Genomic DNA, 19949 nt, shown 5'->3' on the forward strand with positions numbered 1-19949 from the left:
TGATGACCATGGTTATCGTTGTCGCCGTGCTGTGTATCCTGCTGGCAAATAGCCGTTCTGATGTCGCTCTACTTCAAAGTGATAATGATGTTCTTCGCAATAACAACTCGCTGCAGGGACAGGTTATTGCCACTCAGGCACTCAACTTCAACCGCTTCAATCAGGTGGCCGAGAATTCCAGTCGCCTTAATTCGTTGATCGATGCAGGTACCGAAAAAACTGTCATCGAATACCGGGAGATTCTTCGACGTGAAAAAACCTGTGATCTGCCTGTTCCTGCTGATGTCGCTGGTGGGCTGCTCAGCTACGCGAACAGTTTACGTGCCAGCGCAATGCAAGCCGATTCCGGGAACGCTGACGCAGCCAGTGATAGCGCCACTTCCACCGGCACGCTGACGTATTGCCAGGCTGTTCTCTGGATTAAGCCGTTGCTGGCCGCTATTGAAAAAGCGAATAACCAACTGGCTGGCATACGTCAAATCGAGCAGGACCGAAAATGAGCCTTATCCCCTTGTGCGGATAAATTACTAAATATCCCCACGCGAGGATAAGACCATGAAGCATTAAGCGGATTGACCGCAGCCGATAGGCAATGCAGCAGTAGTGATGCTGCTCCGAGTCGCGTAATGGCGAGCCTGTGTAGTGATGGGTAAGGGTTCATAGATAACAATAAGCTCCGGGAAGGCAGCGCGATCGCCAAACGCGCACCGGTTATCAGCGGCGATGATGCGACAGCAACTCAAGGGCATGAGCGTGGCCACTCCGGGAAGTGGCAAAGTATTACAGAAGCTCTTCGCTGAGGGGCTTCGATAATAACAAACAGGCAGGTGATCAGATATGGCAAAACCGGACTGGGGAGCACTGCAACACCAGTTCCTCGCCGAGCATGCCAAAACAGGTATTTCCCCCAAAGACTGGTGCCAGGCTCAGGGACTGAATTACTCGACCGCAAAGCGCTACATCAAGATTGCGAATGGTAGTGCGAATTCGCAAAAAAAAATTGCGAATAAAACTGCGAATTCGCAGAAGGGAAAAATCAGTAAGCGTGGGGATTCTGAAACCGAAGACAAATGCAAAGGTAGCCCAAAACCCTCAAATTCTCCAGAAACGAAACCGATACGCGGTTCAAGGCGATCACCGCCAACAAATCCATTCAAGCCTGGTAATCAGCAAGCCCTCAAACATGGGGGGTATGGGCGCCGCATGCTTCTCTCTGATGCCATCACCGAAGACGCGAAGCTGCTCACGCTCGACGATGAGCTTTTCTGGCTGCGCGCGGCGAATCTGACGGCGGCGGAAAATATCGGTCGCTGGCAGGCAGAATTAGAGATTGTTGATGACAACAAGGTTAAAGATCTGCACTCGCTTATCTCGTCAGCTGAGAAAGCCATGCACCGAAACACGGCGCGCATTGAGTCCCTGGAATACACCAAGGGATCGATAGCAAAGCTTCATGTCGATGCTGCGTATAGAGAAGCCGCCACTGAAAAAGTGGAATTGGAAATTGACGTGATGAGAGACGGCGATAAAGACAACGCGATTGTCGTTCATAACTCGCTGCCAATACCGGGAAGATAATATGGCTGACATTTACCTTCCCACTCTTCACGATGGGCAGTTAATGGTCTGGTCCGATTCTTGGGATCACCAGTTAAACGCTGTTCGATGTGGCCGACGCTGGGGTAAAACCTTCATGCTCTCCAGCGCAGCGGTGACTTACGCTACAACGAAGTTTAAGCGGCCTGGCATGGATATTGAGCTCGGCGGCAGGGTGGGGATTTTTACCGCTGAATACCGTCAGTATCAGGAAATTTACGACAAGCTGGAAGAAGTCCTGCTGCCGTTAAAAAAGAGTTTCAGCCGTCAGGAAAAACGCCTGATGCTGAAGAACGGCGGGAAGATAGACTTCTGGGTAACAAACGATAACAAGCTGGCTGGTCGTGGTCGTGAATACGAAATAATCCTGATAGATGAGGCAGCGTTCACCAAATCACCGGAGATGCTGAGGGAGATCTGGCCGAAGTCGATTAAGCCAACGCTGCTGACGACGAAAGGCCGGGCCTACGTATTTTCAACGCCGGACGGGGTGGACGAAGAGAACTTCTTCTACGCCATCTGCCACGACAAGAACCTTGGCTTTATCGAGCATCACGCGCCGACATCCTCAAACCCGTTTGTTCCGCCGGAAGAACTGGAGAAGGAGAGGGCCAACAACGACCCGCGCGTGTTCCGCCAGGAGTTTCTGGCCGAGTTCGTCGACTGGTCCGCCGCTTCGCTGTTCGACGTCCGCAAATGGTTCGAGGGTGAGAATCAGGATCAGCCTGTCGATTACCCTGAAATGTGCCAGGCCGTCTTCGCTGTCATGGATACCGCTGTCAAAGGTGGTTCAGAGCATGACGGCACGGCGGTGGTGTATTACGCCGTCGACACCCGGCCCGGCATTCAGCGCCTCACCATTCTGGACTGGGATGTCGTGCAGATTGACGGCGCGCTGCTGGAAACGTGGATGCCGTCGGTGTTCGACCGCCTCAATGAGCTTTCCGGCCAGTGCGTTGCCATCAACGGCAGCCTTGGCGTGTTCATAGAAGACGCCAGCATGGGCAGCATCCTCCTGCAGAAAGGCGAAAGCCTTGGATGGCCGGTCAACAAAATTGAGTCCGCCCTGACCAGCAAAGGAAAGGACGAGCGCGCCATTATGGCCTCCGGTTATCACTACCGCGGCCTGGCGAAAATATCCCGATACGCCTACGAGAAGACAGCCGTCTTCAAGGGCGAGACAGCAAACCATCTGCACAAGCAGGTTTCCCGATTCCACCTTGCCGACAAGAAAGCGCATAAGCGCGCCGATGACCTGCTCGATGATTACACCTACGGGCTGATCATCGCCTTCGGCAGCGGCGACGCAATCTGACGAGAGAACCAATGAACGAAGACGATTTCGAAATCGGCAGCTGCTCTCACTCAGAGTTGATGGCATTGCTGGACAGCGACGACATCCAGCCAGGTTCCACGGCTGGCTATCAGACCTGCAAAACGGTTTACCTCTATCACCCGCTGGGCGGCAAGATGGTGGATCGCCCGATTAAAATGGCGATGAATGAGCCGCGCACCGTGCATGTTGCCCAGTCCTATGGGCTTGAACAGCGCCTGCGCGACGCGTTCGAGCGCGAGTGGAAAGCGATGGGTGCCAACCAGCACATCGCCAACGCCGCGCGCATCGCCCGAATTTACGGCGTATCAGCGATCGCAATGCTGGTGGATAACCAGGAGCCGAATGAATCGCTGGACTACCGCACGCTGTACAAGCACAACGTCAGCTTTAACATTCTCGACCCGCTGAACACCGCCGGCAGTATCGTGCTGAATCAGGACCCGAACGCGCAGGACTTCCAGAAAGTCGACGGAATCCGGGTTGCTGGCAAGCCGTATCACAAATCGCGCTGTGTCGTCGTGCAGAACGAGGATCCGATTTACCTCGCATACAACCAGGCGGCGTTCGGCTTCACCGGTCGCAGCGTGTACCAGCGCGCCCTCTACCCGCTGAAGTCTTTCATCCAGACCATGCGCACCGACGATATGGTTGCGGTGAAAGGCGGCTTGCTGGTGACGAAAATCAAGGGGCCAAGCTCCGTCGTCAACAACATGATGCAGAAGCTCAGCGGCATCAAGCGCATGATGCTGAAGCGCGGGAAGACGGGAGAGGTCCTGCAGATCGGCGAGAGCGACAATATCGAGTCAATCGACCTGAGCAACCTGGAAAAGCCTCTCGACTCTGCGCGTAAGCACATTCTCGAGAACGTGGCCGCCGCAGCCGACATGCCGGCGATCATCCTCAACTCTGAGACATTCGCCCAGGGCTTCGGTGAAGGCACTGAAGATGCCCGCGCCGTGGCGGTGTACATCGACAACATCCGCGAGTGGCTGGACCCGCTTTATGCTTTCTTCATCCGCGTGTGCCAGTACCGCGCCTGGAGCATTGAGTTCTTCCAGTCGCTCAGAGCCGACTTTCCGGAGCTGAAAAACACCTACAGCGTGTATTTCGCGAGCTGGATAAATAACTTCGAATATCGCTGGCCGTCATCTCTGAAAGAGCCGGAAAGCGAGAAAGTTAAGGTAGACGAAATACGATTCAACTCATTGATAAGCATGGGTGAGTTATTGCTTCCACAGTTAAATAATGACCCTGAAAACCGAGCTGCGTTGATTGAGTGGATGCAATCTAATGCAAACGCCAATGAAAACCTTTTCCCGCAGAGGCTTGATCTGGATTTCGATGATCTGAAGAAAAGACCTCCTACCAACCCTGATGGCAACCCCGAAAAGCCAGATGTCGACTGGAATTTGGTATGAACACTTTCACCCGAACAGTGAGAGATGCGGTGAAGTTCTTTCTCCGCAACGGCTACTCATCCCGTGAAGAGCTGGAGCGCTGGCAGGCGATTATCCGCCAGGCCGCCGAAAGCGAAACCGCCGATGACTACATGGCGATGGTCACCCGCAACCTGACGAAGGCATACGACCTGCAGGTGGGCCGCGCTGGCGCGCTGAAGCGCCATCAGGGCATATCCCGGTTCACGCTCAACTACCTTGAGCCGAAGCTGAGGACGGAGCTCGACAGGCGGATCCTCGCCAGCGCTGACCTAATCCAGCTCAACCGCAAAAAAGCCATCGACACCACGTTGTCGCGGTTTAGCGGCTGGGCCAGCAGCATTCCCTCAGCAGACAGCATTGCGCTGACCGGCATTCAGGGAACGATGCGGGAGACGGCAGCGCACATTCAGAAGGCCGCCGAGAAGGTCGACTATGAAGCGCGCCGGGTGATGATCGACCAGAACCATAAGCTGATAGCCAACATCGACAACGTGATCGCAACCAGCAATAACGCGATTGCAGCGATATGGCACAGCCACTGGCGGCGTCCGGGTTATGACTTCCGGGAAGACCACAAGGAACGCGATCAACTGTACTACCTGATTCGCGGGAACTGGGCGCAAAAAAACGGTTACGTTAAAGCTGGTCCAGCCGGTTACCTCGATGAAATCACTCAGCCTGGCGAAGAGGTTTTTTGTCAGTGCTACGTGACCTACATCTACAACCTCCGAAGCATTCCTGAATACATGCTGACCCAGAAGGGGCAGAAGTTCATGGAGTCGATGAAGAAAGCAGCATAGGAGCATTAAAACGTGGCTATTTTTGGCAGCGGGATAATGTTCCGTCAGGGTAAGTTCGTCTTCCTGATCCAGCGCTCGGATGATGGTACGTGGTGCCAGCCTGGCGGCACGGTAGAGCCGGGCGAGCTGGCTATTGATGCCGCGCGCCGCGAGGTGCTGGAAGAGGTGGGCTATCAGTACGATGGCCCGCTGACCCCGCACAGCGTATACGGCGATTATCTGACGTTTCGCGCCGAGGTGCCGGAGAGGTTCGAGGCGAAGCTTAACGACGAATCGCTGGCCGCCGGATGGTTTCACATTGACGATCTGCCCACGCCGCTTCATCAGCCATTCGCTGAGATGCTGGCGCAGCAGGCGCTCAATGAGACCGAAGTGGCCGCGCTCATCGCTGACGGGACGCTAAGCAGCCCGCAATTCTTTATCAACATGTGGATGTTCGCCATCCGGGTAACCGGAACAGGGGTTACCTGGCGCTCCGCAGATCAACAGATGGCCTTCCGTAACCCGGACGACTATCTCACCCCAGAGTTTCTCCAGCGAGTTGCCGGTGTACCACTTATCTGGCTGCACCCGGAGAAAAACAAGCTCGATAGCGATGAATTCGCGAAGCGTGTTATCGGCACCCTGACGAACAGTTGGGTTGCTGATAATGGCGAGGTCTGGGCTATTGCCCGGGTATATGACGCTGAAGCCGCCGAAATTATGGCGACACGGCAGCTGAGCACCTCGCCAACCGTCACGTACAGCGAAGCGCAGGACTCAATCATCAAAATCGACGGTCAGCCTCTATTGGTGGAAGGTTCCCCGGTATTGCTCGACCACGTTGCAATTTGTGAACAGGGCGTATGGGACAAGCTCCTTGCCCCTACTGGTGTTAAATCTGATTCCATTCCAAACGAGGCTGAAAAGATGGACAAAGAGGAATTGAAGGCCCTAATGCGTGAGTGCTTGGCAGACATGCAGAAAGAAAAGGCCGACTCCGATGCGAAAGAAAAAGCTGACGCTGAAGAGCGCGAAGCTAAAGAGAAAGCTGACGCTGAGGAAAAAGAAAAAGCGGATGCAGCTGAAGCCGAAGAAAAGGAAGCAAAAGAAAAAGCAGATGCTGAAGCCAAAGAGAAGGCCGACGCTGAAGATGCAGAACGTATGGAGAAAGAAAAGGCTGATTCTCAGCTGCGCCAGGAGATCGCCGACCTGCGCTCCCGCATCCCAGCTGAGTTGAGCGATGAAGAGCGTAACGAAGTCGCCGACGCACAGGTGAAGGCCGATAGCGTGTTCTCCTGCTTCGGCAAGCGCGCACCGGTTCCGCTGTCTGGTGAAAAGCCGCTGGCGTACCGACGCCGACTGATGATCCAGTTGCAGGAGCATTCTCCGGACTTCAAGTCCGTAGATCTGTCATCAATCGCTGATTCTGCGCTGCTCAATGTGGCTGAGAAGCAGATTTATGCCGATGCACAAAAATCAGCAAGTCTGACAGTTGGCCCAGGCATGTTGCGCGAAATTAAACGCGCTGATGCGACCGGTCGCCAGATCAGCACCTTCGAAGGCGATCCTGCTGCCACCTGGGCTCCATTCCAGTCCGGCAAACGTCAGGTAACCAGTTTCAACAACCAGGCTTAACGGGAGCTCTCAAGCATGGCTAACTTATCTCTTAACCCGATGGCAACCACGAATGCGCTGGGCTCCTTCGGTGTGCAGTCCGACGGTTATATTCAGGGCGTGGCGCTGGATGACCCGGCTAACCGCTTCAATCTGGCGGCGGGCACCGTGGCGGCAACGGAAACCAAACCACTTTGGGGCGGTCTGCCGGTTGCTGAACTTCTGCCTGGCACCAGTTCAAGCCCGCGCGGGTCATCCATCCGTCGCGCTGTGTCTGTTGCTGAACTGGAAGGCTTCACTGTCTTCAATCAGGCTCACAACGGCCTGACCACTCCGCAGTCGCCGGTCCCGCTGTACGCCTCTGGCATGAGCGTTTCTTACTACCGCCTGGGCTCCAACATGCGCGTTCCGCTGAAAGCATCTGCGCAGGTTGTTGCGCTGGGTACCTCCGGCGCTTCAGTGAAAACGCCGCTGGCCTGGGATTTTGTGAACAACCAGATCACCACTGCGGCGGCTGCCGGTTTCGCTGGCGCTGATATCGCGACAACTGCGGTGACCTATGCCAATGGTGTGGCTACGGCTACCACCGCATCGGCACACGGCCTTACTGCTGGCCAGTACGTGAAAATCAGCGGCGTCGCTCCTGCTGCGTACAACGGTACTGTGGTCGTGCTTTCAGTCGTGAACACAACGACCTTCACCTATGCCCCGGCAACTGCACCAGGCGGCGCTGCAACCACGCAGGGAACCATCGGCGCAGTTACTCTTTCCGACATCACGCTGCCGGTAAAAGTGCTCGCCATCGAATCAGGAAACTCCAAGACTGTCAGCTATGACAGCGTGACGGGATTCCTGACCTGGAATAACACCGACAGCTGCGCGCTGGTCTTACTTTAATCGGGAGCTGAATTAAATGGCTGCAATTACCCCCAGCTACACCATCGTCAATCCATCGTACATCGCTCCGGAGATGATCATTGGTTACCAGCAGGCATCAGGTGCGTTCGAAACCATCGCCAGCGGTAACCCGCAAGTCCGTCTCGGCGTGGGCGATCAGTACGTCTACATGCGCCGCCTGGATATTCGCACCCAGACCACTTCCAGCCAGTCCGGTAACGGTAACCAACTGCCGAGCGTGGCGCTGGATGCGAAGATGATTTCCACCCCAACCTACCTGTTCCGCTGCCGTGGTATCTACGATCACCATGACATGGCCGCTGCCGGTAACTGGAACTTTGCACTGCCGGAAGCCCAGCGCCTGGGCATGCGTCAGGGTATTTTCCAGCAGCTGCGCTCTGCTCTGCTGTACGGCATGAACCCTGCTGGCGGTGAAGGCCTGCTGAACACTGCTGGCGCGACTACCGAGTCCCTGCCTCCGGACAGTAACAGCAACACCACTGTGCTGACCTATGACCATGGTGAGATGGCGGTATATCTGCTGGGTCACGTACAGGCAGCATTGACACGCACCATGCAACTGGGCCGACAGCAGCGCGTCGTTATCCTTGGTCCGCAGCGCGTCCTCGGTGCCATGGAGATTCAGCAGATCGTTCAGCTGACTTCTTACCAGCGTCCTGGTGGTGGTACTGACACCGTCGGCGGCACAGTGAAAGAAGTGCTGAAAGGCGCAAACGTCCAGGTTGACTGGGTGTATGACGATACCCTGATCGGCGCTGGTGCTGGCGGTACCGACGCGGTGGTGATCACCATCCCTGAGGTCGAAGTGCCGATGGTCAACTCTACCGTAAACACCAACGAATTCGCCAAGCTGACCCCGTCTCTTGCCGCGAACGCGCTGATGTTTACCGACATGGCCGCGCCGCGCGAGATTCCGACGCCGATCGCTGGTGGTGCCATCGATGTTCTGTCCGAAATGCGTTCTACCGCAGGCTGGGCAGTTCGTCCGGAAGCAATCACCATCCTGTCCATGGATTACAGCGCCTGATCCATTCTTTGATGTGGTTAAGCCTCTGCCGGGGAGACTCAGCAGGGGCTTTTTTACGAGGGTAACCAATGAAACTCTATATCGCTAACACCACCAAGCAGCGCCAGATTTTCGCCTATCGCAAGCTGGAGACCGGCCGCCTTATTCAGATCCCGATTAACCACGGCGATCAGATGATGGTGCTGGATGGCTCAACTGAAGAAGTTGACGCAGTGGTGCAGCATCACCAGGTTTACGGTCTGGTTGACTCGACGAAAATCGACCAGAGCCAGGCGTTTGTCGGCTTGTGCTACAGCCTGAACAAGCCTGTATCAGCGTCGGTAATCGAAAAAGCAATCCGCGATAACGATATTCACCTGACCCGTGGCGCCCACGGCCGCCGCCAGGCATCCGTAGCGGCTCTGGATAGTTCTCTGCGCGAAAGCGGTACCGGCTATTCCGGCGAAATGGAAGTCAGCGCTGAGCAGGCGAAAGGCCGCGAAGACAGCGAAGACACCCCAACGGTTAACGAAACAATCGTGACTGAAAAATCCGGGAGCAAGAAAAAATGACAACGAGCCTGTCGGGATTCATCGAATTCGTTCGAACTGACATGGGCGTGACCGCCGCGCAGGTTCCCGACGACTCGCCGTCTTTCAACCTGGCATATGGCGGCGCGGTTGAGTGGGTAAACCCTGATATCGCGTGCGTCACGCCGAACCTGTACACCGTTGCGGTGTACAACCTGGGCGCGTCTTTCCTGGTCAACTATGGCACGGAATCGGTATTCGCCGAGTTCAGGAAAACGTATGGCCTGAACGATTTCAAGGCTGGCGTGATTACTGGTGCAGGGGATAACTCAACCAGCGCTCAGCGCCTGGTTCCGGACTTCTTCAAAGACCTGTCGCTGGCTGACCTGCAGATGTTGCAGGACCCATGGGGCCGCCGGTACCTGATGATTGCCCAGCAGTTCGGCAGCCTGTGGGGGCTGTCATGATCACCTTCCACCTTGGAGTGATTGACGTCCCGTATGAGGACGAGAACACCACAACAGGAGACGTCGCCGAGTATCTGGAGGAAAAGTACCAGATCATGCAGACGTTTTTCGACAGGTACAGCAACGACATCGCTGATTTGATGGCAAAGGACATGGCGGAACAACTGGAAAACTTGATTGCAGGCTTCCCGCCACAGAGTGACCCTTTTCGACAATCAATGTCACAGATCCATGACCTGTTCGTCGGATTCCTCGACAACGCCGAAATGAACGGATTGCCTGGAGTGCCAACGAAGCGCGCGCTGGAGGGTATTTCGAAGCGATTCAAAAGCGGAAAAGGGCCGAAACCTCGCCCTTCATTCATTGATACCGGAACCTACCAAGGGGCGATGTGCGCCTGGGTAAGCGGGGTGCTGAATGCCTTCCCTGAGTGAGTTGCAGCAGACTGCAAAAACCGAGCTTAACGCCACCCTGACGCAGGGTCTTGACGACCTGAGCCGCTTTCAGGTGGTCACGTTCACGAAGTATATCCGCAAGGTGCTGCCCCTCGATGGGTTCGTCTTCTGGGTGAAAGCTTCTGTTCTGTCGGACGACCCCAGCAGCGAGCCGGATACGGTTGAAGTTAAAGGCTATTTGCACCTGACGACCGAAACCATCCAGGACGATGAGCAGCTCTATGACCGGAACGTCGTGACGTTTACCGCTCAGGCGGATATCGACCCGTTCAACGACATCGGTTCTGATGTCCTGTACATCGGCGAGTTCTTCGGTATCCAGTTTTCTTTCTCCCGGCGCACCGGGCTGAACGAACCGGCCAACCTCTACCACTACACAGGGGAGGCAATATTCCCCTACATGCGGTCGCAGATCATCAACTCTGCTGACGATATCGATCTGTCTGATGTGGTGGTTTCGAGCTCATTGCCGGTATGGCTGACTTTGAGCCAGTACATGCCGATGTTTCCGGCCATGCTGTCGACGCAGAACCTTTCACCGCCGTATGCGACGGTGAAGTGCAGCAACACTGCGCCGATTGCCGGGAGCTTTTACCTCGATGAGCAGCAGAACCAGTATCAGCTGGTTTCCGAGGATGTGACGATCTCCATCACTGGCCTGCGTAATGCCGGAGTTGAAGATTTTCTGAGGTACGTGCAGCAGTACACGCTCGGCGATGACGCGGAAATGGGCGTGATGAATATCCCTGTCGTTCAGGACGAGCGCGTCACGCAGAACGAGCTGAACATCATAGCCATGAGAAAAACCATCAAGTTCAAAGTCAACTATTACCAGCAGCGCATGCGGAACGTCGCGCGCAAGCTGATCACGTCAGCGATTCCGTCCATTTACCCGGAGAAATAAATAAATGGCAATTGTTAACATTAACGTCTCGGTGACCAATCCACCGAAGCCCTCTCAGCTGCTCAAATCCGGCGCGATGATCTCCATGGGCGGAACAACCCTGGCTGCAGGTGAGTACCAGCTCCTGACGACGAAAGACGATCTGAAGGATATCACCTCACCGGCTAAAACTATTTCAACTATCACCTGGGCAACCGGCGTGGTCACGGTGACCCTCTCGGCAGCGCATGGCTGGAACGTTGGCAACACTATCCCGCTGGTTGTCTCTGGCGTTACTCCAGCAGCTTATAACCGCGCCGTAACCGCCACTGTGACCACTTCTACCGCCTTCACTTATCCGTTGGCTACAGACCCAGGAACGGCAACAGTTATGGGTACGGTGAAAACCGTAGCGGCAAACGAAATCATCGAGATGAACACCACGTTCTGGGCTCAGGGAACTACCCGCGCGGTCTACGTGCTGGAGCTGGGCGACGTGTCTGTCGCTGCTGCTGTGGCTGCACTGGCTGACTTCATCGATGAGGATATTTCGCTGGGCAACACCTACCAGAAATTCTTCTCATACCTGGTGCCGCGAGAGTGGGACTCCGAGGCAACATTCAAAACCCTGACAGGTCAGTACACCAGCCCGGCGTCTCTGGTTTACTTCTTCGTGACCACGACGATAGCAACTTATGAATCATGGGTTGCGACGGCAAATAAGTCTGTCCTGGCAGGCGTGGAAGCGCCGGGAATTCCTGCTACAGAATTTTCCATGGCGTTCCCGTTCCAGTCATCGCTGGCTAATGATCCTGGGTCGTCGAATATGGTTCCTCCGATGGCTTATCGCTTCGGCTACGGTGTAACTGAATATCCGATCGAAGGTAACGGCACGCTGCTGAAGCAGTTGCAGGACAACAGCATCAACTATATCGGCACCGCCGCAGAGGGTGGCCTGAGCAATAAGATGTTGGTGGCAGGCCACATGCTGGACGGTAACCCGTTCAACTACTGGTACTCAGTGGCCTGGGTTGCTATCAACCTCGAGCTAGATTTGGCTAATGAAATCATCAACGGCTCGAATACCAACATTAACCCGCTTTACTACGAGCAGAACGGCATTGACCGCCTTCAGCGCCGCGCACTTAAAACAATGCGGAATGGCATCAGTTACGGCCTGATTCTCGGTCGCGTGATTGGCACCGAACTGACACAGAAGGATTTCAATACCGAGTACGAGAAAGGCACGTATGCCGGGAACGCGGTGATTAACGCCGTTCCGTTCAGTAACTACAACAGCCTGAATCCGTCCGATTACGCTGCTGGAAAATACGCTGGCCTGAGTACCGTAATGACGCCGCGCCGCGGCTTCGAATCCATCACGTTTAACGTCAACGTAACCAACTTTGTAGGGGCATAAAATGGCAAACCCATTAGTACCACAGGGATTCCTCAACCGCGTCCGTGGAGCGGTTTCCATCACTGATGTTCCGGCTCTGAATGTCACCGCATCTTATCTTGGTAAAGACGGGATCAGCATACGCCCGGACGGTCCTGCAACGGACATTCTGCCGACCATGACCGGCACTGTTGGCAGTCAGGTACCGTATCAGCAGGTTACCTTAACCGTCCACATGCTGCGCACTCAGGGTCTTGCCGCAAGCTATCAACAGCGCTTTACGACGGACACAGCGCTTGGCGAGGTGGTCGTTACCCCGGACGCAACCACATTTGGCAACTTCACCCTGCTTAACTGCTATCTGGTCAACTTTAACGAAATGCCATTTAACGGCATGGATGCCGGGTACGTGGTAACCATCAGCGGCTACCTCATCACTAACGACAACATGTGGATCTGACCGTGAAAATTGATAAAAAACTTAATCTGGTCTGTTCGATCAGCCGTGATGACGGCTCTCTCATTTACGTTCACACCTCACCTTTCCCCTATGAGGTGGTGGAAGAGCATTGCCTGATGCTCGGTAGTCTGTTTACCAGCTTCATCGCTCAGGTTGGTGGGCTTGGTGCGGCCCGGGTAGCTGCAATGATGCTCCGGAAGAAAATTAAAAAGGAACAGGAGGTAACCGGGGAGGGTAGCCCAAACATTGTTGATGAAATCCAGCGTCAGACAACGGTCATTTTTAATGACAACGGTCAGTGGAAATCTGTGCCGTTAGATTCTGCGATGAAACAGGGCATTATTTCTGCTGACGAGTTTCGTGAGGTGGAAGGCGAAATCGTTTTTTTTATGGTTTCCTCTGCCATTCAGAAACCGGAACTCATCAAACCGACGGTGGGGAGCGTGATCGGTATGTTCGGTGGTCAGTTAACGTTATCGACCGCTACGGAGTGGCGAGGTTCTTTACTGACGTCGAAAACGGATACCGATACCCCGAACCAGACTGCCCCGCAGGAAACGTCGTTTATACCCTCCTAGACTGGGCCTCTAACGAGGGGTTCAGGGACGTTGTAAGGGAAATAGCTGGCGAAGAATACGCCAGCCCATCCCAGTTCAGGCAGCGCTTTATTATCTCTGCGTTAAAAGAAAGAGGCTATTTCAATGGCAGCTAAATCCATTATTGAAGTTGACGTGAATGATGAGAAATTCCTGTCATTTATGGATAAATTCAATGAGTACCAGGCTGCTCTTGAAGATCTTCCCGAAGCATGGCGGGCATCTGCGCAGGGTATTGGCGACACCGCCCGCGAAACGTCAAAAGCATCCTCAGAAGCAGAGGGGATGACAAAGGCTTTTTTGGATGGCGTTGATGCTTTGAATATGATGGTGAATAACCTCGATCGCATCAACACCAGCCTTGACGATGCCAATAAGCGTCAGAGTGACCTGAATAAGAAAACTGCTGGCTCTTCCAGCATATTTGGCAAACTTAAAAAGGACTCAAAAGAGTTCGCCGGCCATATCAAAGACGCCACAGTCAGCCTGCTGTCATGGGGCGGTATTGTAGGGCTGTTTACTGGTGTTCTCGGCGCTGGTGGGTTGTTCGGACTGAACCGCCTGGCATCCACCGCGAGCGCCCAGCGATTCACCTCTATGGGGTTGAATACCTCGATTGGTGCCCTGGATTCAACGGCCATTAACTACCAGCGTGCAGTGGCCAACCCAACAGCGACACTGGGCGCCATTCGTGACACTCAGGCCGATTTATCCCAGCGCTGGAAATTCCAGGCTATGGGGATCAATAACCCTGACCGTTCACCGGACCAGTTGCTGCCGGAGATGATTCGTGCCGCCAGGAGTATTTTCACGCAAACAGGTGGCACGTTGCAGGGGGCTAACGCCTACGGGTTGACCAGCTTCTTCAGCATTGACGACCTCAATCGCTTTAAAAATATGAGCGATGCCGAGATCGACGCTATGGAGAAACGTGCGAAGCGTGACGCTCAGTTGCTGCAGATCACTGATGAGCAGGCCCGGCAATGGCAGGACTTCAATGTTCAACTCGACTACAGCAGTCAGAGCATCAAAAACACGTTCATCCGTGGACTTGGCCCGCTTACCCCTGGACTGACAAAACTCTCTGATGCGCTGTCTGGTGCTATCGATACTGTTCTTCAATCTCCAGAACTTGGGAAATGGATAGACGGGCTCGCTGGTGGTATTCAGCGATTTGGTGATTACCTGGCCTCTCCCGACTTTAAAAATGATGTCGAAAACTTCATGGTAAAAGTCGAGAAGCTTGGAAAAGTAATTGGGAAGGTTGTTGACTGGATTATTGGTAAAACTAACCTGTCAGTCGATGACATTAAATCAGGCTCATCAATCCTAAGTGATAAACCAGTTGTCGACCCAAAAACTGGACAGAGTTACATTCCAGGGAGTGAAAGTGACCCAAATGTTTCAGCTGGTTTGAAATGGTTGAAAAGAGCTTCAGGCGTGACACCAACAGCCTACGATTCGTATTTTGAAGAAGCCGCGAAAAAATTCGACCTCGACCCAAAACTCCTTAAATCAGTTGCGGCTGCGGAATCATCCTGGGATCAGAATGCTGTGAGCAAAGCTGGTGCTCAGGGTCTGATGCAAGTAATGCCCATGAATTTTCAACCAGGTGAAAATCCTTTTGATCCACGAGACAACATAATGGCCGGAGCACGGGTTATGTCGTGGGCAAAACAGCAATCTGGAGGCGATTTTGATGAGATGTTGCGCTGGTATAATGGGGGTAAGAACCGCGGTAGTCAGGAGAATATTAACTATCCTGGGCGTGTGAAAGAGCAATACGCGGCTATTTACGGCACACAGCCAAATCCAGCCAACACCCCCAGCCAGGAAACTTCAGAAATTGCTCGTAACACTGCTAAAACCAATCAGCTTCTCCAGCAGGCTATCGACAGCAACAGAAACTCTGGTGGCGCCGGACTTGTTGTTTATAACAATACTGGTGGAAATGCAGTCGTAACAAGCGCTCAACTCGGAGCACGATAATAATGGGGTTCACTCGTGAGATGTACAAGCTGGGGTTTGAAATATCCCCGGTTATCCTGTGCGATGGCATCGCGCAGGCAATCCCAGGTGGTATGCTACCGATTGTTGCCCTGACCCAAAGTGCCAGTTTTGTTACTGGTCTTTTAGGGGGCGCAATAAATCTTACAGACCTGGATAAGTATTTCTGTCACTGGAAGCCAGTGCAGGGCGCGACGATAGTAGATTATGACATTGCCCGCTATCCTTTTGCTAACCAGGTTGTGGCCGCGAATGCCTTACTGGCACAACCGTTGCGTGTTGCTCTGGAAATGAAGGCCCCGGTTAACGAAAACACCGGGGTAATGACAAAGCTGGTAACAATAAGCGCACTCCAGTCTGTCTTACAGGCACACGCCAACTTGGGCGGAACATTCATCGTTGCTACCCCATCAGTTATCTATAACCGCTGCATTTTGCGCACTGTAAAGGATGTCACCAGCGGAAATGATGCATTACCTCAGCTGACATGGATGTGGGATTTCGAGCAGCCCCTTATTACCACCACTGATGCTGATAGGGCTGTTACCAACTTCCTTAAGAGAATAGATGCCGGGGACCCCAATAAAACACCTTCATGGACAAACACAGCATCATCTCTTGGTAATACTGCCTTGGGTGGAGCGGTAGCAAGTAGTGCTGAGGGGGTAATTGGACTGATCGGTAAACTCCAGGGGGCGTTCGGGATATGAGTACCGTCAATTATCCATTTACTGGAAGAGAGCAGCGTAGCATGACGTTCTCACCAATTCTGGACGGGAACGTCTATACCTGCCAGATGAGGTGGAACATCGCCGCACAGCGTTGGTATTTGTTGATCACTGATAGTTCTGACAACACGGTCATGAATACCGCCGTCGTAGGCTCAACATCTACTGGGGGGATAAACCTTTTAAGTGGAGTTTTCTCATCGACGACCATGATCTGGCGCGAAAAGAACGGACAGATTGAGGTAACGAGCTGATGCGTTATTACGAAATAAATATTCTTGATAGCAAGAATAAAGTCATTCAGCACTACTCCAGTCATAAAAATGGAGCGTACAACCCTGGCGCCTTGATGGTTGAATTTGACATTCTCAGGTTCGGAGAGTCTACCCCGCAGGGTGAAACTCACTTAACCATATGGGGGATTGGACCGAGAGACATGCAGCAGGCAAGGCAGAATCGCTATGGTAAAAAAATTCAGATCTTTGTTAGCATGTCAAAAGGGCTTCCACTGGCAGGCTCGGTGAATAAAAAGCTAGCTATAGAAGGCTATATCTTTCAGGTGTTCGGCAACTGGCAGGGCACAGAGCTGAGGCTGGACTTCATCATTGTCACTGGTCCGGTTAACACCACGGCCCGCGGGCAAATGGTTCCTCTCCAGCTAACCATGCCGTGGTCTATGGGGCAGAAACTTTCCGTTGCACTGACACAATGCATAATGACTATGGGCGGCTTTACACCAAACATAAGCATCAGCGACAGGCTGACGCTGAATTACGATCGCCCCATGTTTTGCGGCTCCCTCGCTGAACTGGCAAAAAACCTGAGAGCGTTTTCGCTGTCCCGCATCAAAGACCCAGGCTATACGGGCGTTGAAATTGCCGTGGTCAACGGCAACGAAATCCGTGTGTGGGATAACGACTACGCCAATCACCCCGATCAGGGCTCGAAGACCAGCGCGACGGAAAGGAGCAAAAATCCCGTCCAGATAAATTTCAATGACCTGATCGGCCAGCCAACGTGGATCAGTTTTGGCGTTGTCAGCGTCATCTGCGTTATGCGCGCTGACCTACAGACTGGCGACCACATCCTGATGCCGGAGAAGGCCAGGCCGATGATTCAGGCATCTTCTTACTCCCAGTTTAGAGACGACTCTGCCTTTAACGGTGAATTCGTCGTTCAATCGGTGCGGTTGCTGGGTAACAGCAGGCAGCCAACAGCAGAAGCGTGGATCACCGTGATTGAGGCATATCCGGCGGAGGCGGTTAAGACAAAATGAGCGTTGACCAGAAGCTAAATTTCGGCCGGAACATGAACAGGTTCGCTGAGCAGAAATTCCAGGAGGCGTTCCAGGCTGCAGGGAAGATACTTCCTGCCAGCATTGTTGAGCAGAAAGGCAATATGGTCACCGTGGCCTTCGAGTTGCATGACACGCCATATGTTTTCCCGAATGTCACTATTCCGCTTTTTGGCCCACAGTACATCCGCTATCCGATGCAGCCAGGTGATAAGGGCATTGTTATTCCTGCCGACACCTATCTCGGCGGTGTCAGCGGGCAGGGAGGCGGCGTCGCTGACTTAACCCCTCCGGCAAACCTGAGCGCTCTGGTATACCTGCCGATCAGCAACACGGAGTGGGAGGCCGTCGACGGGAACGTTGTCACTATCTATGGGCCCGAGGGCGTGACTATCAGGGACCAGGGCAGCAACACAACGTTTCTGTTAACGCCTGACAGCGTGACGATTGCGGCCGTTGATTTGTTTAAGGTCACAGTCGGTAGCACTGTCCTTACCCTTACGCAGGGTATGTGGAGCATCACGGGCCAGAGCGGGAAGCTGCAGGACTCAACCGCCAGCACCAGCCCAGAGATTATGCACACCGGCTGGGCCGCCCTGGTTTCATGGTTGAATAATCATCTGCATTCAAACGGTAATGGCGGTGCAAACACCGGCGTTCCGACCACTACTTTCAACGGGAATATCACGCAATGAGAACCTACGGAAGAGATGCAAATGGCAAGTGGGTGCTGGTGGTTCCGGATGAAAATGGCTTCAACGACTCTATCTATCTGACGACGCTGATCCAGAATCTGAAGCTGGCGCCGCAGGAGTCACCATTTTTTGCAAATAATGGCATCCCGGCTCAGAGCTCGGTCATTCAGCAGGTGCTTCCTACCTACTACGTCGACAGGCTTCAACGGCAATTTAGTCAGTATTTCTCATCGCTGCAGATCGCCCTGGTGAGTGATGACCCGCCCGTATACAACATTTCGGCGATAACGAACGCCGGTTCTAAAATTATCACAACGGTGAACGTATGAGTGATTTGTCCGTTAGCTATGACGCAGCCGGGCCCGTGCCGAAAACATCCGAAGAACTGCGCGCCGATCTTGTTTCAAGAGCAACTGAATTATCACCGGGCATCACGACAGACCTTCCAGGCTCCCTGATTGAGGATATCGTAGGTACTGATGTTGGCGCGCTGCTCATTGCCGATCAGATCCGCGTCGACCTCATAAACTCCGTCGGCCCGCTGAAAGCGAATATGTACATGCTGAACCTCCTGGCGCAGCAGGCAGGAATAAGCGCACAAAAAACTGAGGGATCGACTACCGTTCCTGTGACGTTTAGCGGTCCAGCAGGATTCGTCATACCGCAGGGGTTTCTGGTCAGCGACGGCACTTATACCTACCAGATCGCTGATGCGACAGTGGTCCTGTCTTCAGGCGTCAGCTCGATGGTAACAGCTATTGCGACAAACACCGGTTCGTGGGCCGTTCCGGTCGGTTCTGTTAACCAGATCCTCACCAGTCTGCCGTCTGACATTGCCCTGACCTGCACCAACCCGGTTGCCGGCACCTCTGGTGGAGCGCCTGAAACTAACTTCGAGTTTCGCGAGCGCGTATGGGAAGCTCAGATGTCGACTGTGCAGGGATATCCTGGCTTTATCCGCCAGAAGTTAACTGACCTGAATGATGTTCAGGCTCGTCTTGTTTCCGTAGTCCAGAGCGGTAGTTCCTGGATCGTGATGTGCGGTGGCGGCGATATCTATGAAATGGCAGGAGCCATTTATAAGTCAGCAGGCGACATCAGCAGGCTCAAGGGTGCAGACCTTAATGTAACCGGGATCACCAATGCGAACCCTGGGGTTGTCACAACTGACATCACTCATGGTTTCAGCTCAGGCCAGGTGATTCGTATTACCGGCGTAACAGGGATGAGTGGCGTCAACAACGTCAACCTTACCATTACCGTACTGAGCCCCAACACTTTTTCTATTGGCATAAATACCACTGCCTCAGGGGCATGGACAGGCGGCGGAATTGTCACTCCGAACCTGAGGAATAACGTTGTCACGATCAATGACTGGCCTGACAACTACGTCATACCCTTTGTTATCCCGCTGCAGCAGCTGGTGACGATTAAGTTTGAGTGGGCGACGGAAAGCGCCAACTATCTGACTGACGCGACTATCGCCTCACTGGTTTCACAGCCGGTTATCAATTATGTAAACGGGATATTCGCTGGAAAGCCGATGAATATCAATAACGTCAAGGATGTATTTCTTCAGGCTATTAACAGCACGCTCGATATGAGCCTGATTTCTACACTGAACGTTATTGTTACGGTGAATGGTGTAATCACAGGAGTGGATGCCGGAACCAACATTATCAGCGGCGACCCTTACAGCTACTGGTTCATTGCCTCTGACGGGGTTATCGTGGACGGAATATAA

At 53.6% G+C, this 19949-nt stretch carries 22 protein-coding genes; all 22 read left to right on the forward strand.

The window, feature by feature from the left end:
• The first annotated feature begins 2 nt into the window (after positions 1 to 2).
• The 22 genes from GBC03_12460 (at position 3) to GBC03_12565 (ending at position 19949) form a co-directional block, all read left to right on the forward strand.
• On the forward strand, positions 3 to 500 hold the full coding sequence (locus GBC03_12460; GenBank protein QFS73986.1) for a hypothetical protein: 498 nt from the start codon (positions 3 to 5) through the stop codon (positions 498 to 500).
• A gap of 337 nt (positions 501 to 837) precedes the next feature.
• Entirely contained in the window at positions 838 to 1578 is a 741-nt protein-coding gene (locus GBC03_12465) for a hypothetical protein (GenBank protein ID QFS70956.1), read from the forward strand.
• Position 1579: 1 nt separating this feature from the next.
• Positions 1580 to 2911: a terminase gene (locus tag GBC03_12470; protein QFS70957.1), complete on the forward strand. Its 1332-nt coding sequence runs from the start codon at positions 1580 to 1582 to the stop codon at positions 2909 to 2911.
• An 11-nt stretch (positions 2912 to 2922) separates the two neighbouring features.
• Positions 2923 to 4350 (forward strand): DUF1073 domain-containing protein, encoded by a 1428-nt coding sequence (locus tag GBC03_12475; GenBank protein ID QFS70958.1) that lies wholly within the window; start codon positions 2923 to 2925, stop codon positions 4348 to 4350.
• Complete coding sequence (locus GBC03_12480; GenBank protein ID QFS70959.1) at positions 4347 to 5171, forward strand: hypothetical protein; 825 nt, start codon at positions 4347 to 4349, stop codon at positions 5169 to 5171. The genes GBC03_12475 and GBC03_12480 overlap by 4 nt, the downstream gene beginning before the upstream one ends.
• 12 nt (positions 5172 to 5183) lie before the next feature.
• Complete coding sequence (locus GBC03_12485; GenBank protein ID QFS70960.1) at positions 5184 to 6788, forward strand: NUDIX domain-containing protein; 1605 nt, start codon at positions 5184 to 5186, stop codon at positions 6786 to 6788.
• Positions 6789 to 6803: 15 nt separating this feature from the next.
• Positions 6804 to 7664: a hypothetical protein gene (locus GBC03_12490; protein ID QFS70961.1), complete on the forward strand. Its 861-nt coding sequence runs from the start codon at positions 6804 to 6806 to the stop codon at positions 7662 to 7664.
• Positions 7665 to 7680: 16 nt separating this feature from the next.
• Positions 7681 to 8712, forward strand: coding sequence for a DUF2184 domain-containing protein (locus tag GBC03_12495; protein ID QFS70962.1), 1032 nt, complete (start codon positions 7681 to 7683; stop codon positions 8710 to 8712).
• A gap of 68 nt (positions 8713 to 8780) precedes the next feature.
• Positions 8781 to 9263, forward strand: a complete 483-nt coding sequence (locus tag GBC03_12500) for a hypothetical protein (protein ID QFS70963.1) — start codon at positions 8781 to 8783, stop codon at positions 9261 to 9263.
• The gene (locus tag GBC03_12505) at positions 9260 to 9688 is read left to right on the forward strand and encodes a hypothetical protein (protein QFS70964.1); all 429 of its coding nucleotides are present in this window, start codon (positions 9260 to 9262) and stop codon (positions 9686 to 9688) included. The genes GBC03_12500 and GBC03_12505 overlap by 4 nt, the downstream gene beginning before the upstream one ends.
• Positions 9685 to 10122, forward strand: coding sequence for a hypothetical protein (locus GBC03_12510; GenBank protein ID QFS70965.1), 438 nt, complete (start codon positions 9685 to 9687; stop codon positions 10120 to 10122). The genes GBC03_12505 and GBC03_12510 overlap by 4 nt, the downstream gene beginning before the upstream one ends.
• On the forward strand, positions 10106 to 11047 hold the full coding sequence (locus GBC03_12515) for a hypothetical protein (protein ID QFS70966.1): 942 nt from the start codon (positions 10106 to 10108) through the stop codon (positions 11045 to 11047). Before GBC03_12510 ends, GBC03_12515 begins: the two co-directional genes overlap by 17 nt.
• Before the next feature lie 4 nt (positions 11048 to 11051).
• Positions 11052 to 12446 (forward strand): hypothetical protein, encoded by a 1395-nt coding sequence (locus GBC03_12520; GenBank protein QFS70967.1) that lies wholly within the window; start codon positions 11052 to 11054, stop codon positions 12444 to 12446.
• Position 12447: 1 nt separating this feature from the next.
• Complete coding sequence (locus GBC03_12525; GenBank protein QFS70968.1) at positions 12448 to 12885, forward strand: hypothetical protein; 438 nt, start codon at positions 12448 to 12450, stop codon at positions 12883 to 12885.
• A 2-nt stretch (positions 12886 to 12887) separates the two neighbouring features.
• On the forward strand, positions 12888 to 13463 hold the full coding sequence (locus GBC03_12530) for a hypothetical protein (GenBank protein ID QFS70969.1): 576 nt from the start codon (positions 12888 to 12890) through the stop codon (positions 13461 to 13463).
• 123 nt (positions 13464 to 13586) lie between these two features.
• Positions 13587 to 15470, forward strand: a complete 1884-nt coding sequence (locus tag GBC03_12535; protein QFS70970.1) for a transglycosylase SLT domain-containing protein — start codon at positions 13587 to 13589, stop codon at positions 15468 to 15470.
• 2 nt (positions 15471 to 15472) lie between these two features.
• The gene (locus GBC03_12540; GenBank protein QFS70971.1) at positions 15473 to 16198 is read left to right on the forward strand and encodes a hypothetical protein; all 726 of its coding nucleotides are present in this window, start codon (positions 15473 to 15475) and stop codon (positions 16196 to 16198) included.
• Entirely contained in the window at positions 16195 to 16470 is a 276-nt protein-coding gene (locus tag GBC03_12545; protein QFS70972.1) for a hypothetical protein, read from the forward strand. Before GBC03_12540 ends, GBC03_12545 begins: the two co-directional genes overlap by 4 nt.
• Positions 16470 to 17492: a hypothetical protein gene (locus tag GBC03_12550; GenBank protein ID QFS70973.1), complete on the forward strand. Its 1023-nt coding sequence runs from the start codon at positions 16470 to 16472 to the stop codon at positions 17490 to 17492. Before GBC03_12545 ends, GBC03_12550 begins: the two co-directional genes overlap by 1 nt.
• Positions 17489 to 18205 carry a hypothetical protein gene (locus tag GBC03_12555; GenBank protein QFS70974.1) on the forward strand — a complete coding sequence of 239 codons (717 nt, stop codon included), beginning with the start codon at positions 17489 to 17491 and terminating at the stop codon, positions 18203 to 18205. Before GBC03_12550 ends, GBC03_12555 begins: the two co-directional genes overlap by 4 nt.
• On the forward strand, positions 18202 to 18534 hold the full coding sequence (locus tag GBC03_12560) for a hypothetical protein (protein ID QFS70975.1): 333 nt from the start codon (positions 18202 to 18204) through the stop codon (positions 18532 to 18534). The genes GBC03_12555 and GBC03_12560 overlap by 4 nt, the downstream gene beginning before the upstream one ends.
• A complete protein-coding gene (locus GBC03_12565; GenBank protein ID QFS70976.1) occupies positions 18531 to 19949 on the forward strand; it encodes a baseplate J-like family protein in 1419 nt (472 codons plus the stop codon). Before GBC03_12560 ends, GBC03_12565 begins: the two co-directional genes overlap by 4 nt.

Origin of the sequence: Citrobacter telavivensis, assembly GCA_009363175.1 — a bacterium.
Lineage (GTDB): Bacteria > Pseudomonadota > Gammaproteobacteria > Enterobacterales > Enterobacteriaceae > Citrobacter_A > Citrobacter_A telavivensis.